Source organism: Cuniculiplasma divulgatum, from assembly GCA_031200235.1.
Lineage (GTDB): Archaea > Thermoplasmatota > Thermoplasmata > Thermoplasmatales > Thermoplasmataceae > UBA509.
Genome location: CP133595.1, coordinates 1,312,106 through 1,326,486, shown reverse-complemented (window position 1 = coordinate 1,326,486; position 14,381 = coordinate 1,312,106). Strand labels below are relative to the sequence as shown.

Annotated in this window: 12 protein-coding genes; 3 read left to right on the top strand and 9 right to left on the bottom strand. The window is 49.9% G+C overall.

What is annotated here, in order from left to right; genetic code table 11:
* Positions 1-284 precede the first annotated feature (284 nt).
* Positions 285-1,790 (top strand): histidine ammonia-lyase, encoded by a 1,506-nt coding sequence (gene hutH / locus RE469_06885; protein WMT43927.1) that lies wholly within the window; start codon positions 285-287, stop codon positions 1,788-1,790.
* Positions 1,791-1,828: 38 nt separating this feature from the next.
* A complete protein-coding gene (locus RE469_06880; GenBank protein ID WMT43926.1) occupies positions 1,829-3,847 on the top strand; it encodes a threonine--tRNA ligase in 2,019 nt (672 codons plus the stop codon).
* On the opposite strand, the gene RE469_06875 is transcribed toward RE469_06880, so the two are convergent.
* The 5 genes from RE469_06875 to RE469_06855 all read right to left on the bottom strand — a co-directional run bounded on the left by RE469_06875 (position 3,848) and on the right by RE469_06855 (position 7,553).
* On the bottom strand, positions 3,848-4,003 hold the full coding sequence (locus RE469_06875) for a hypothetical protein (GenBank protein ID WMT43925.1): 156 nt from the start codon (positions 4,001-4,003) through the stop codon (positions 3,848-3,850). It lies immediately after the preceding gene.
* A gap of 106 nt (positions 4,004-4,109) precedes the next feature.
* A complete protein-coding gene (locus RE469_06870) occupies positions 4,110-5,192 on the bottom strand; it encodes an electron transfer flavoprotein subunit alpha/FixB family protein (GenBank protein ID WMT43924.1) in 1,083 nt (360 codons plus the stop codon).
* On the bottom strand, positions 5,185-5,982 hold the full coding sequence (locus RE469_06865) for an electron transfer flavoprotein subunit beta/FixA family protein (GenBank protein WMT43923.1): 798 nt from the start codon (positions 5,980-5,982) through the stop codon (positions 5,185-5,187). The genes RE469_06870 and RE469_06865 overlap by 8 nt, the downstream gene beginning before the upstream one ends.
* A 5-nt stretch (positions 5,983-5,987) precedes the next feature.
* Positions 5,988-6,260, bottom strand: a complete 273-nt coding sequence (locus tag RE469_06860; GenBank protein WMT43922.1) for a ferredoxin family protein — start codon at positions 6,258-6,260, stop codon at positions 5,988-5,990.
* Positions 6,261-7,553, bottom strand: a complete 1,293-nt coding sequence (locus tag RE469_06855) for an FAD-dependent oxidoreductase (GenBank protein ID WMT43921.1) — start codon at positions 7,551-7,553, stop codon at positions 6,261-6,263.
* A gap of 146 nt (positions 7,554-7,699) precedes the next feature.
* Between RE469_06855 and RE469_06850 the strand changes: the two genes are divergently transcribed.
* The gene (locus tag RE469_06850; protein ID WMT43920.1) at positions 7,700-8,365 is read left to right on the top strand and encodes an endonuclease III domain-containing protein; all 666 of its coding nucleotides are present in this window, start codon (positions 7,700-7,702) and stop codon (positions 8,363-8,365) included.
* Here the strand turns inward: RE469_06850 and eif2g are convergent.
* The 4 genes from eif2g to RE469_06830 all read right to left on the bottom strand — a co-directional run bounded on the left by eif2g (position 8,354) and on the right by RE469_06830 (position 14,284).
* Complete coding sequence (gene eif2g, locus RE469_06845) at positions 8,354-9,583, bottom strand: translation initiation factor IF-2 subunit gamma (protein ID WMT43919.1); 1,230 nt, start codon at positions 9,581-9,583, stop codon at positions 8,354-8,356. The two genes, RE469_06850 and eif2g, sit on opposite strands and share 12 nt — an antisense overlap.
* A 1-nt stretch (position 9,584) precedes the next feature.
* Positions 9,585-9,968, bottom strand: coding sequence for a 30S ribosomal protein S6e (locus RE469_06840; protein WMT43918.1), 384 nt, complete (start codon positions 9,966-9,968; stop codon positions 9,585-9,587).
* A gap of 195 nt (positions 9,969-10,163) precedes the next feature.
* Positions 10,164-12,833, bottom strand: coding sequence for a formate dehydrogenase subunit alpha (gene fdhF, locus RE469_06835; protein WMT43917.1), 2,670 nt, complete (start codon positions 12,831-12,833; stop codon positions 10,164-10,166).
* Positions 12,821-14,284: an NADH-ubiquinone oxidoreductase-F iron-sulfur binding region domain-containing protein gene (locus tag RE469_06830; protein WMT43916.1), complete on the bottom strand. Its 1,464-nt coding sequence runs from the start codon at positions 14,282-14,284 to the stop codon at positions 12,821-12,823. Before RE469_06830 ends, fdhF begins: the two co-directional genes overlap by 13 nt.
* Positions 14,285-14,381 lie beyond the last annotated feature (97 nt).

The following is a 14,381-nucleotide window of genomic DNA, read 5'->3' as shown; positions in this document are numbered from 1 at the left end:
TCGAACAAATGAACCACTTATTCTTAACTCTTAAGATTAAGGATCAGCAATTGGCTGATATTAATGGAATAAAATTTATGCAAAATTCTGGATAATTGCCTTCATATTTTGTCCAGAGTTGCCCGAAACAGCACAGGGCGATCTTGAATGATCACGTTCAAGGCCGCTCCCATAATGCGCGCTAACCTCACGGTATTGCCATGATTTTAAAATGATGAAGCAGCTGTCCAACATTGTACTAAGCATCTGAGAAATATTTAACGCATGGTAAACAATCTAGAGGCATGATAATAATTGATGGATCATCCCTGACGGTTGAGGATATTTTCAAGGTTGCCAGCAAAGGCGAAAAAGTCGAAATATCAGATGAGGCCCTCGAAAATGTGGACAGATCCCATAGATCACTCCTTCATCTAACTGAAGGAGGGAAGAAGATCTACGGCGTCAACACAGGCTTTGGCAGTCTTCTGAATGTGGAAATATCTGAGAAGGACATGGGAAACCTCCAGTCAAACCTCATAAGAAGCCATTCATCAGGGTTTGGAAAGCCCATGTCGGAATCCCACGTCAGGTCAATGATGCTAGTCCGCGCCAACAGCCTGGTGAAGGGTTTTTCTGGCGTCAGGAAGGAACTTGTGCTCACCCTTGTGGATCTCCTAAACAATGGATTCTACCCCTTTGTGCCAACCTTTGGATCCGTGGGGGCAAGCGGTGATCTTGCCCCACTGGCTCATGTGGCTCTGGCCATGATGGGTGAAGGGGAAACCCTGGATGTTGATGGGAAGAGAATACCTGCAGCCCAGTTTCTCTCCTCGGTTGGCATAAAGCCCTTCAAATTCAGGGAAAAGGAAGGCGTAGCGTTTATAAACGGAACCTCAACAATTTCAGGGATCCTTGCCTACGAGCTTCACAGATCGTACCTCACCTTCAGGGAGTCGCTGCTTTCATCCTCCCTCAGTTTTGAGGCGCTTAAGGGTACCTCCAAGGCGTTCACCCAGTGGGCCATCGCAACCAGGCCCCATCCAGGGCAGCAGTTTGTTGCAGAGGTCATGAGAAACCTCATAAGCGGAAGCGAGAATGTTGAGAAATCCAACAGGACCAAGGTACAGGACCCATACACGCTCAGATGCATTCCGCAGGTATACGGCGCCGTCCTTGACACCCTGAATTATGTGAGCGAGGTAATTTCACGGGAAATAAATTCCGTTACCGATAATCCACTGGTCAACGGTGACGAATATGTTTCCGTGGGCAATTTCCATGGTGAACCGGTTGCATTTGCATCTGATTTTCTTGGCATTGCCCTGACGGATCTGGGCAACATGATTGAGCGCAGGATTGCCAGGATCACCGACACTTCGCTGAGCGGGCTTCCGGCGTTTCTTGTGGCTGACAGCGGCCTTAACTCGGGATATATGATACCTCAGTACACCGCCGCTGCACTGTGCAACAGGAACAAGACGCTGGCGAATCCATCTTCTGCAGATACAATACCAACATGTGCAAACCAGGAGGACCATGTGAGCATGGGGACAAACGCGGCCACCAAGCTCATAGAGATCAACAACAATCTTGAGGCCATAGTTGCAATTGAGTTCCTGCTGGGAGCCCAGGCTCTGGAATTTGTGAAGGATAAAATTTCGGCCAGGGTCTCTGCCATAAGGGATATCCTGAGAAAGAAGATCCCTCCGCTGAATAACGACAGGCCGCCGTACCTTGACATGGAGAAGGTCCTGAGCATAATGGGTTCAGAAGAACTTGTCAGGATGGCCGATTCACTCGGGGAATAGGCTGGAACATTCTTATACAAATTAAATTTAACCCATTGATGCCTCAGAAGGATTCTGGAAAAATCGTGGCAAAGAAGGGAGTCAGTTTTGCTGATGCCCTGAAAGCCTCAGGAGTGAAGAATGCCATAGCGGCACTGGTGGACGGTGCTGAATACGATCTGTCCACAATTGCGAAGCAGGATACCACTCTGGAGCCCATCTTTCCAGACAGCCCCCGGGGGCTGAAAATATTAAGGCACTCCACGGCGCATCTTCTGGCTCAGGCAGTCCTGGAACTTTTTCCTGATGCCAGGCCAAATGCAGGTCCTCCAACGGATGATGGATTCTACTACGATATTGACATGAAGCCGGTAAATCAGGAAGATCTGGAGCGGATTGAGGAAAGGATGCACCAGATTGCATCCCTGAACATAACGGTGAAAAGGGAGGAACTCTCCAGAGAGGAGTTGCTGAAACTTTTTGCCTGGAATCAGTACAAACTTGACAAGATAATGGAAAATGTTCCAGAGGGCGGTTCCTCAACTGTTTACAGGCAGGGCGACTTTGTTGATTTCTGCAGGGGGCCCCACGTGCCGTCCACAGGTTACCTCAAGGCATTTCGGCTCCTGTCCATTGCAAGCACGCATTATAAGGCGGATGAAAACCGCCCAATGCTTGTGAGGATATACGGCACATCTTTTCCAGATGAGAAGTCCCTGAAGGAATACCTGAAGAACAGGGAGGAGGCTCTGAAGCGTGACCACAGAAAGATCGCACAGGAAATGGATTTGCTGGTGTTCAATTCCCAAAGGGCCCCGGGATTCCCGTTCTATACTCCAAACGGAATGATCATCCGGCAGGAACTCATGAACTTCATGGCAAGACTCAACAGGCAGTACGGATGGGAGGAGGTATCCACGCCCCACATCTACCGGGATGTCATATGGAAGCAGTCCGGCCATTACGCCAAGTACAAGCCCAACATGTACCTCTTCACCCTGAGCGATGGGGACAGCTACGGAGTGAAGCCGATGAACTGCCCGGGGCACATAACAATATTCGAGCGGACACCAAAGAGCTACAGGGAACTGCCTGTGAAATACTGCGAGCCCGGAACTGTATACAGGTACGAGAAATCAGGTGAAGTGGGAGGCCTCACGAGACCCAGGATGTTCACAATAGACGATGGCCACGGTTTCATGCGTTTCGACCAGATCGTGGGAGAGGTGAAATCCATAATGGAGATGGTGAAGGCCACATTCTCTGGCATACTTGGCCATGTTGACATGACCTTCGATCTCAGCGTCATTGACAAGAACAGCCCTGAGAACTACCTTATCACGTACCACTGCAACAGGTGCGGTACGGACGTGGAGGCCAGGAAGGCTGCCATGGAGGAGGAACTTGTATGCCCCAACTGTGGCTCCACAGATCTTTCACCGGATTTCAGCACATGGGATACGGCTACAGATCAGCTGAGGCAGGCTCTTGACCAATCCGGCCTTGAATATGCGGAGAATCCCGGAGAGGCAGCCTTCTACGGGCCAAAGATAGACGTTCACGTCAGGGATGCGCTTGGAAGGATGTGGCAGCTCTCCACAATACAGGTTGACTTCTTCATGCCAACGAATTTCGGATTATACTACATAAACAGCGAAAGCAAGCATGACAGGATCATAATGATTCACAGGGCCATCTTCGGGTCATATGAGAGATTCATGGCAATCCTCATAGAACACTTTGCCGGAAAATTTCCCACCTGGCTTGCTCCACTGCAGGCGTACATCGTGCCCGTCAGCGAGAAATTCAATGAATATGCCATTGAGGTCGAGAAGTACCTGAAGGGGAGCGGGATCAGGGCAAGGGCCGACATCGGCACGGAGACCATGAACAAGAAGATCAAGATCATAAGGCAGATGAGGCCTTCCTACATTCTCGTTGTGGGCGAGAGAGAGGAGCAGGGAAGATCGGTTTCAGTCAGAAACAGGAAGGACAGGACCTCAGTTGTTCCTCTGGATAAGTTCAGGGAGAAGATACTGAAGGAAATTGAGAAATGCAGCGTTGAACAGACCATCTGATCATTTCTTCACATAGCAGAGGGCAAACCTGTCCCCGTCGAAGAATATGTCCCTGGTTGGATGGGTGTCCCTGTAATCTTCCATGTAGCGCATGACCTGATGCAGCGTCAGTTTGGAGTCCTTTCCGAAACGCTGAACCACAACAGTTTTTGCCAATGGTATGTCATAATCACTGTAATTAAAATTATTTTGATTGAACGTGGTGGAAAAACAGAATGCAGTTATGAATAAAAGATTGGTAAAATGGTATGAAAATCTATAATTACTGTGCTGGTGTGCTGCTGGCTTCCTGAACCAGTGGTGGGGGCGACTTCTTCAGTTTCTTTATCTCCTCCAGAAGCACAGGGACAGCTTTATACAGATCCTCAGTTATGACATAATCCGAGTATTTTGTTATCTCCGCATTGGGATCTGTGTTTACGGAAACTATTGTCTCGCTGTTCTTCATGCCCATGATATGCTGAATCTTCCCTGATATGCCCACGGCAAGGTACAGTCTCGGCCTCACAGTCTGCCCCGTCTGGCCCACCTGGTGATCGCGTGTGATCCAGCCCATATCCACTGCCGGTCTGGTTGCACCAACAACACCATTCAACTCACTGGCAAGCTGGCCTATGAGTGAGAAACCCTGAGGTTTGCCAAGGCCCATGCCGCCGGATACAACGACTTTTGCCGCCGTGAGGTCCACAACTTCTTTTTTCCTGAATTCCAGCACTTCTTTCTTGAGCATTGATTTGTCAACAGTGACTTCCTTTATGCGTATCTCCCCCTTGTGGGATTTGATCTTTTCCGGTACAGGGAATATGCCTGGTCTTGCTGTGGCCATCTGCGGCCTGTGCTTCCTGCACAGTATCTCGGCCAGCATGCTCTCCCCATATGTTGGACGGTTGGCGCTCAGTATCCTTGTGTCCTGCTCTATGTCCAGTTCCGTGCAGTCGGCCGTTACTCCGGCCTGGCAGCTCACTGCAATGCGAGACGCCAGATCACGCCCGTTCCTTGTTGCTGGAATCAGGAATATGTTTGGCTTCTCCTGCCTGACAAAGTCAGCAATGATGTGGGAATACGGCAGCGTCCTGTATGTGCTCAGAACGGGAGATTCAGCACCAAGGACAATATCACAGCCGTATGAAACGGCCTCCTTTGCCTGATCCTTTATGTCGCCGCCAAGAAGAACACATACAAGCTTTTCATTCACCTTTTCGGCCATCCTCTTACCCACACCTATCATTTCAAGGGCGGGGCGCATGAGCCTGTCTTCCCTGGTCTCAAGGAAAACGAACACATTCTTGTATTCATTGAGGTCAGCAGCAGGTGCTGCAAACTTTATTCCAGCCACTTTATTCACTCTCCACCTTTATGACGCCTTTCTGGTAAAGTTCCTTCACAAGGTCAGGTATGCCGGCAATGTCGACTTTCTTGGCCGCCCGCTCCTTCTCCTTGATGGGCCTCATTTTCCTGACAATTGTTGGTGAACCGCGGACTCCCACCCATTCGGGCTGCAGACCCACCTTGTCGTGATCCCAGCTTTCAAAACCCTGCCTTATGGCATCGATCTTCCTTCTCAGGGTCTGCCTCCTTGGAACATTTGAGTTCAGGAGCACTGTGACGAGAACAGGCGTTGGCACTCTCACAACTTCAGTTCCGTCTTCCAGTTCCCTCTCTGCTGTGACAAATCCGTCCTTGTACTCAACTTTGCTGGCATATGTGATCTGGTCTATGTCCAGGAATTCCGCAACTCCCGGCCCAACATGCCCTGTACTGGAATCTGAGGTTTCCTCACCGGCGAATATTATGTCGAATTTTCCTATGGCCTTTATTGTTGCTGCAAGTGTGAGGCCCGTAGGATATGTATCAGCCCCACCGAAGAACCGGTCTGAAGCCAGTATGGCCCTGTCTGCACCCCTGGCCAGGCACTCTATCATGGTGGTTTCGGCCTGCGGCGGGCCCATTGAAACTACCGTGACATGCGCATCGGTCTTGTCCTTGATCTGAAGGGCGGCTTCCAGTGCGTTCTCGTCCGCCCTGTTTGTAACATTTCTCGTGAGGCTCCTGTTAAGGTTCATTGTTACTGGGTCTATGACGACCTCCTGGCTGTCCGGAACCTGTTTCACCATTACGATTATTTCCAATGCCAACCTGATCACCCGAATTTGTACTTTATTCCGTGCCCGTCCTTGGGGTTTGTCCACATAACACTGCCATGTGCACATGCCACATCGCATGTGCCGCATTCCACACAGTCCTCGTACTTGAAGTTGATTCTGCCTTCAATGAGCGTGTAGCACTTTGCCGGGCAGGCAAAGGTGCAGAAGTGGTCCGGGCATGTCTCGCAAATCTTCGGGTTGATTGTAATGTGCTCATATTCCGGATCTGTTTTGTAGTTCAGTAAAGCAAGCTTCTCTTCTATTTCCATTTACATCCTCCTCATCAGTCTGTATCCCTGTAGCATCAGGTCTTTGCTGCTCATTCCTGATGATTTCAGGCTTTTCATCATTATCTGGCTAAGGTGTTTCTTGGGGTTTCCACTCTCGTAGAGCATTGAATACAGGGAGGATTCCAGAAGTGCAGGCATGGCCCTGTGCACCATCGGACTCCACACCACATTGCTTATGCCCTGGAAATTCTTCTTGTCCAGCACCGCTGGCGAATTGTCCAGCTTTTTCTGGTATCTTGAAAGGGATTCTGCACTGAAGTCGTTATCCTTCCTGGCCTCTATGGCTGCTTCTCCTGCCAGGATTCCCGAACTGATTGCATAGTTCATCCCCTGCAGAATCATCCCATTGCTGAAGGAAAATCCAGCCGTGTCGCCTACCAGCATGTAGCCGTTTCCATATGCCCTTGGCATATCCTCGTATCCACCCTCGTATACAAAGTGGGCACTGTATTCCTGCAGCTGCCCGCCCTCAACAAGGCTTGAAATGAATGGGTGCTGGGCAAACTTCTCCATTATGTCGAAGGAGTGTGTATTGCCATTCTTTCTCAGGGTTGCCATGTTTATCACCACGCCCATTGATACCGTGTCCTTGTTTGTGTACAGAAAACCTCCGGCATAGACGTCCCCCTCAAGGAAACTGAGAACGTATTCGCCTGCAAATCCCGCGTTTCCCCTGAGGTTGAATCTCTCGTTTATGACATTCTCGCCAAGCTTGTAAACGTGCTTTACCCCGATTCCCACGGTCCTGTCATTGGGTTTGCCCACCAGGCCCGCAGCCATTGCAACCCGCGGATTCGGGCCTTCAGCCAGGATCACGCAGTCCGCCGTAATTGTCTCGCCCTCATTGACAACTCCGATGACGCGCCCATCCTTCATGGCCAGGCTGTCAACGGTAACGCCTGTGACAACCATGGCTCCAGCCTGGGCTGCTTTCCTTGCCAGGAAACTGTCAAGCCTGGTCCTTAATACGGAATATCCGGTCTTTTTCTCCTGGAATTTTTTTGTCTTGAAATCTATGGCTATCTCGGAATCAGTTGTGAGGAATGAGGTTACCTTCCTTTCAACGTAGCGTTCCAGGGGGGCGCTTTTCTCCCAGTCAGGTATTATGGAAGCCAGATCGTTTCCCCAGAGTATGCCTCCTGAGACGTTCTTGCTTCCCACAGGATCACCTCTTTCAACAAGCAGTACCTTGAGACCCTGAGATGCCATTTTAATGGCGGCAGATGAACCTGCAGGCCCTGCCCCAACAACAATAACGTCGAATTCGCTCATTGATCCAGAATTGAAGATCGATTAATAATGCTTTTCCAATATCAAATGATCCATATACATTTTTCTGCACACAATGTCGGTTTTCGTCACACTTGGATACACTGCCATACCCAACAGTAATATTTCTGTTAGTTTTCTGCCATGCCATGGTTACTGCAGAGAATCTGTATAAAATTCTTTACGCCAGGTACGGTACAACGGGATGGTGGCCGGCAGATTCTCCTGATGAGGTGATAGTTGGAACAATACTAACCCAGAACACCTCGTGGACCAATGTGGAGAAAGCAATACAGTCACTGAAGGAAGGTGGGCCTGTAAGCCTGAAGCGGATATGTTCAATGTCAACTGAAGATCTGGAAGTTGCCGTGAGAAGCTCAGGATTCTACCGCCAGAAGGCTGCAAGGCTGAAGGATCTGGCATGTGCAATTCTCCGAAAATATGGATCGGTGGAAGCAATGGCAATGGAGGCATATGATGAAACATCAAATTTCCTGAAGAACATCAAGGGAGTCGGGCAGGAGACCCTTGATTCCATTCTTCTGTATGCCCTCGGCAAACCGGTTTTTGTGGTGGACAAATATACCACCAGGATTTTCCAGAGGACGGGCATCATGGACAGGCCGGATCTGAAAAGCATAAAGTCAGCGGTTCACCTTTTCCTGGACGGCGATACGGAGGCCCTGAAGAATTTCCATGGAATGATTGTATATCTTGGCAAGGATTACTGCCGCACCAGGCCGCTTTGCAGAGATTGCCCGGTAAATAAAGTGTGTGCCTATGCGGTCAGCAATGCAGATCAATCAGCTCAGTGATACAATGTTTCCATAGCCGATGAGGCGCCATCTGTTGCTTATGCGCCTTCCGATTGCTATGCGTTCCCCTTCGTAGGCGGCAACAGGATATTTCAGTGCGATCTCAATTTTTGAATCTTTTGCCGTCGTGACAACCCCAACCGTGTTAGCTGTACCAACTGTAAGCATGAGGTTCTCCTTTGACCTTATGGGATCAACCTTCTGCTCTTCCTGGAAGCCTACAACACGCTTCAGGAGATTGGAATCAACAAGCATGCCGAATACTGTTGGAGGAACATTTCCCTTCTTACCCACAACCCTGCCTGTGAATGAATCTCCCTTGGTAAGGTACGGATCAAGTTCTGTTCCTACAGCGGCCAGCCCTCCCGGCCTTATGGATTCGTAGCTGTTCTTTCCTGCCATAAGGGTCGTTATGGTTGTAATTACATTCTCCCACGATTGCTTTCCACCACGGCTCACCTGAAGGCCGGGGACTATTTCGATCTCGTCCCCCACTGATAGCATTCCCTGAACAAGTGATCCACCCAGCACTCCTCCCTTGAGTTTCTGCGGCGGAGTACCTGGCTTGTTCACGTCAAAAGACCTTGCAACATACATCCTTGGAGCATCCTTCTCGGAAAACTTCGGGTCCGGGATGTAATCAATGATTGCCTTTAGCAGCACATCTATGTTTGAGTTATGGTATGCACTAACTGGAATCACCGGGGAATTCTCAGCCAGGCTGCCCTTCAGAAACTGCTTGATTTCCCTGTAGCTTTCCTCCGCCCTTTCCCTTGTTACAAGGTCAATCTTGTTCTGAACAACAATGATGTTTTTAATCCCCATGATCTCAAGGGCGATCAGGTGTTCCCTGGTCTGGGGCTGCGGACATTTCTCATTGGCTGCAATAACAAGGAGTGCGCCGTTCATTATGGATGATCCCGACAGCATTGTTGCCATGAGAGTTTCATGTCCAGGAGCGTCCACAAAGGAAATGACCTTCACGAGCTTAGCATCAGGGCATGATTCTTCCCTTGAATAGAAAATCTCACCATTCTGGTCTGTGCAGGAATAAACAGGCGTCTCGGCGTAACCCAGCTTTATTGATATTCCTCTCTTTATCTCCTCAGAATGAATGTCAGTTTTTGTGCCGGTGAGTGCCTTTGTAAGAGTGCTCTTTCCGTGATCTACGTGGCCCACCATGCCAATATTGACAGATGGCTGTGGAAGCTTTTCCATCTTACTCCTTCTTCTCTGTTTCCGGTTCCAGAGGGTTTGGTCCGTACTGGACAACCTTCAGGTTGAGCTGGGCAACATCAGGCCCGATTATTGCTCCCCTGTAGGTAACTCTCTTTCTGTATCCGATCTTGGATCTCTTTCCCTGGCTGTATGTCCTGAGGATCTTTTTCTTACCGCTGATCTGAAGATCCTGCTTCATGGGAAAACCATCGTTTGTGCTGCCGCCTGTGATTTTAAGCTTATACCCGGGCAGCTCGAAAAAGACACCGTCCACCTCGTCGCCAATCTTCCTGCCGGTAAGCGAGTTCAGGTTCTCTGGACTTACTTCCCTCTTGTACGTCTTTCCGTTTTTTGAGTCAGCTATTATTGCAACTGAATTTGCCATATATTACCCCTTATGAATTCTTGAAGACCTTTAGGTCCTTTAAGGTTCTACTTTATGATAAACTCATTTATAATATCTTTGGGGCACCAACATTACCAGATACGGTGCCTTTGCTGGTGCTGAGCATGGCACATGGGCAACCGGCAGATTCACTGGCCCCTTATTTACAGACCGCGGTTCATAACGGCTGCGGGGTCAGATTTTATCAATTCTCACCGCAGTCACCTTGTATTCAGGAGTATGCTGAAGATTGTCTCTCTGGTCCCCGGTTATGCGGTTCAGCTCTGTCTCCGGCCTGTTGAATGTGGCAAATGCTGTCCCGGGCACAATACCCTCATCGATTGATGCCCTTATCCTGGAACTACCGTATGCGCTCACAACCTGAACCTCCTCTCCCTGGGAAATTGCCAGCTTTTTCGCATCTGCTGGCGATATCTGGATGATATCTGCATCCCTCAGACGATCATTTCCGGACCTGCCCGTCATTGTTGCCGCGTTGAACTGGAACAGTGATCTGCCAGTGCTCAGGAGAATAGGATAATCCTGTGAGACCTTCTCCGGCGTGGGACGATAGCTTATGGGCCTTATCCTGGTGGTTCTGCCAAGTGAGAAAGCATCCACATGGAGCACCTGTGTTCCCGGGGAATCTTCACTGTAGCACGGCCACTGGATTCCACCACTCTCCATCCGGGGATAGGATATTCCGCTGCCGGCATCCCATACTTTGCGGATTTCGTTCCAGATATCCTCTGGAGTTCCGTAATCAAACAGTCTTCCCTTTCCCATTCTTCCAGCCAGATCCCTTATGATTTCCCAGTCAGCTCTGGAGTTACCCCTGGGATTCAATGCCTTCCTGACGCGCTGCACCCTTCTTTCTGAATTCATGAATGTACCGTCCTTTTCGTAGGATGAAACAGCAGGCAGAAACACATTGCCGAATTTCCTGGCTGTCTCATTCATGAACAGATCCTGGATCACCACGAACTCCAGGTTTGAGAACGCCCTTGCTGTGGTGTTCATGTCGGGATTTGTCATGTACACATCCCAGCCTATGACCCACAGCGATTTCACTGTTCCTGCAAGTGAAGCGTCAATGAGTTCCATTTCATCCTTACCTCTGGTGGTTGGAATTTCCGCTCCCCATACTTCCTGGAATTTTTCCCTCCCGGCATCCAGCGTTACGTATCCCGTAAGCTTTGACGGTTCCACGCCCATGTGGGCGGAGCCCTGGACATTGTTCTGCCCTCTCAGGGGATTCACGCCCGATCCCCTTTTTCCAATGTTTCCTGTCAGGAGTGCCAGATCAACCAGCGACATCACTCCCTCTGTTCCCTGAACATGCTCGGTGATTCCGAGACCGTGGAACATCATGGCAGGTCCGCCAGTTGCATACAGCAATGCTGCTTCCCTTATGGTGTGAGCATCCACGCCACAGACCTCGGCAGCCTTCTCCGGTGTCCATCTGGATATTTCTGCCAGATAATCCTCAGAGCCAGAAACACGATGGTTCAGAAAATCCTGATCCATTGCTTTCGCCTCCACTATGGCGTTTGCCATGGCATTGATCAGCGGTATGTCAGTGCCTGGCCTGATCTGCAGGTGATAGTCGGCCATTGATGCAAGTTCGGTCTTTCTTGGATCTATAACTATGAGTTTTGAGCCTGAGAGAACCTGCTGCTTAATCCTGGCTCCCACTATTGGATGGTTTTCAGTGGGATTGGCGCCAACTATGAGGAATGTGCTGGCCATCTCGATGTCATCGAAAGAGTTGGTAGCAGCGCCCGTACCCAGAAGTGCTCCCATTCCGCCTGCGGTGGGAGCATGGCAGACCCGTGCACATCCATCAACGTTGTTTGTTCCTATGACTGTCCTGGCGAATTTCTGGGTCAGGTAGTTCTCCTCGTTTGTTGCTCTTGATGACCCCAGGATTCCTATGCTGTCAGGACCTGATTCCTTCAGTATTCGTGAGAATTCAGACGCAACCAGCTCCAGAGCCTCATCCCATGTGGCTTTCTGCCAGATGCCGTTCCTCCTGATCATGGGGTCGGTTACCCTGTCTGGTGAATCCACGAATCCAAATGAGTACCTGCCCTTAACGCAGAGATGCCCCTTGCTCACAGGGGAGTCAAGGACAGGCAGGATTTCCACAATCCTGTCATCCCGTGTGCCTATGCTGATCTCGCAGCCTGTCCCACAGTAGGGGCAGACGCTCCGTGTATATTTTTCCGGGTATCCATGCATTATGACCGACACGTCCTCAATTGCTCCTGTAGGGCATGTGTCAGAACAGGCTCCACAGCTGACACAGGAGCTTTCCAGAAGGCTGTTGCCCACATCGGGGCGGATTTCGACCTGGTGCCCCCTGTTCCACTTGCGCCATACAAACTGCCCCTGAACCTCATCGCAGATTCTCACGCACCGGTAGCAGTCAATGCACTTTGTCATGTCCACTGATATGAATGGGTGCCCAGTTGAATCCCGTGCTGGGGTCATATCTGCTCTGGAATCGTCACGCACAACACCGTAATCCACAAGGTACCTGTAGAAATCCTTCCTGGTGTCCAGCCCACCGGTATCCATGCCTTTTTCCTGAACCATCATTTCAAGGAGATTCCTGCGTGTCTCCCTTATGGATTCTGTGGAAGTGCTGATCTTCATGCCATCAGTTATGGTTGTGGTGCAAGAAGCATCAGGCCGCCCGTGGCCCTCCACCTGAACCAGGCAGAGCCTGCAGCCACCGTATGCTTCCAGCCTCTGATCATAACAAAGTGAGGGTATCTCAATTCCCGCTGTTCTGGCGGCCTCCAGTATTGACAGTGGTTTCTCGAATTCAAGATCCTTCCCATCAATCTTTACATGAAACATGATTTCACCTCATAACTGAACTTTATCTTGGCACTTCTTGCAAATTCTGCCATTCCGGTCCCAAGGCCACACAGGCTTCCGGTCGCAAGTGATTCCACATCTCTCTCGAACCTTGCGTAATCAAGACTGCTGCCGGAATCTTTTCGGAACATCCGGCTCAATTCAGCAGTCCCAAGACGGCAGGGCGTGCATTTTCCGCATGATTCATCTGCGGCAAATGTGGCCACATGTTCAAGGAGATCGCCTATTCCTGTGGCTTCATCGAAAGCGATTATTCCGCCATGTCCCAGGGAAGCCCCAGCCTTCCTTATCTCCTCATAGTCAAGTCTTGTCTTGAACTCATCCGGAACCATTATTCCGGACAGAGGACCGCCAACCATTACTCCCTTGATGGAGCCGTGCTTCATTCCTCCGCCGATCTCATAGAATATTGTCTCCAGTGGAGTGCCAAACTCCACCTCGTAAATTCCCGGATTAACAAATAGTGAGTTGAGGGAAAGAAGCTTCGTCCCCCTGCTCTTTCCGTATCCCAGTTCGCTGTATGCCTGGTGGCCATTCCGGATTATCCATGGAATATTTGCCAGTGTTTCAACGTTATCTATGACTGTAGGGTTTCCAAACAGTCCTTTCTCAGTGGGATACGGAGGCCTTACGGAAACTTCCGGCCTCAGGCCCTCTATGGATCTCATAAGGGCGGTTTCCTCTCCACATATGTAGCTGCCTTTTCCCTGCACAACTTCGAGATCAAATTGGAAACCGGAACCCATCACATCTCTGCCCAGAAATCCTGCAGAGGCCATTTCCCTTGCAGCACTGACAAATTTTCTTATGGCTTCAGGGTACTCAGCCCTGATGTATGCGTACCCCACTGAAGCACCAACTGCATAGCCGCAGATTATCATTGATTCAATCAGCGCATATGGGTTATACTCCATCAGGAACCTGTCGATATAGGATCCCGGATCTCCTTCGTCCCCGTTCATCACCACATACTTTTTTCCGGCCTTCTCCTTTGCCACTGATCTCCATTTTATCCCTGTAGGAAAACCGGCGCCGCCTCTGCCACGCAGTCCTGATTTCTCAACCTCGCTGATCACTGAATCCTGATCCATTGATAAGGCCACTTTCAGGCCGGACATCCCACTTTCACTGGTGTATTGATCCAGGGATTCGTAAGGATGTTTCATGAGTGGTTCCACCAGGACCGATTTCCTTGAGAAATTTGCAATTCTGGGAGCACCGGAATCCTCTGTTGAAGCTGGGGCACTGAAGCACTTTCCCAGGCAGTAAATTCTTTCATGCCCGCTGCCCTTATGGGGAAGCGGGATACCCATGGATTTGCTGGCCACAAAGCATGCAGTACCGGAACATTCTGCTTTCTGAGGAAGACCATCATTCAGCGTATAAAACGATCTTATCTCCTCACTGGATCTGGTTTGCAGGTGCATCATGGGTATAAATGCACGGGTCCATACTTAAAGAGTTAACTTAACATTTTAGGGTATCCTATCTTGATGTGAGGTATTGACGTTTACGCCTTCCAGTAAG

Excerpts from the sequence above, each read along its gene's own strand:
- hutH (WMT43927.1), top strand. The coding sequence starts at position 285 with ATGATAATAATTGATGGATCATCCCTGACGGTTGAGGATATTTTCAAG.
- RE469_06880 (WMT43926.1), top strand. The coding sequence starts at position 1,829 with ATGCCTCAGAAGGATTCTGGAAAAATCGTGGCAAAGAAGGGAGTCAGT.
- RE469_06860 (WMT43922.1), bottom strand. The coding sequence starts at position 6,260 with ATGGAAATAGAAGAGAAGCTTGCTTTACTGAACTACAAAACAGATCCG.
- RE469_06855 (WMT43921.1), bottom strand. The coding sequence starts at position 7,553 with ATGAGCGAATTCGACGTTATTGTTGTTGGGGCAGGGCCTGCAGGTTCA.
- RE469_06850 (WMT43920.1), top strand. The coding sequence starts at position 7,700 with ATGGTTACTGCAGAGAATCTGTATAAAATTCTTTACGCCAGGTACGGT.
- eif2g (WMT43919.1), bottom strand. The coding sequence starts at position 9,583 with ATGGAAAAGCTTCCACAGCCATCTGTCAATATTGGCATGGTGGGCCAC.
- RE469_06840 (WMT43918.1), bottom strand. The coding sequence starts at position 9,968 with ATGGCAAATTCAGTTGCAATAATAGCTGACTCAAAAAACGGAAAGACG.
- fdhF (WMT43917.1), bottom strand. The coding sequence starts at position 12,833 with ATGTTTCATGTAAAGATTGATGGGAAGGATCTTGAATTCGAGAAACCA.
- RE469_06830 (WMT43916.1), bottom strand. The coding sequence starts at position 14,284 with ATGATGCACCTGCAAACCAGATCCAGTGAGGAGATAAGATCGTTTTAT.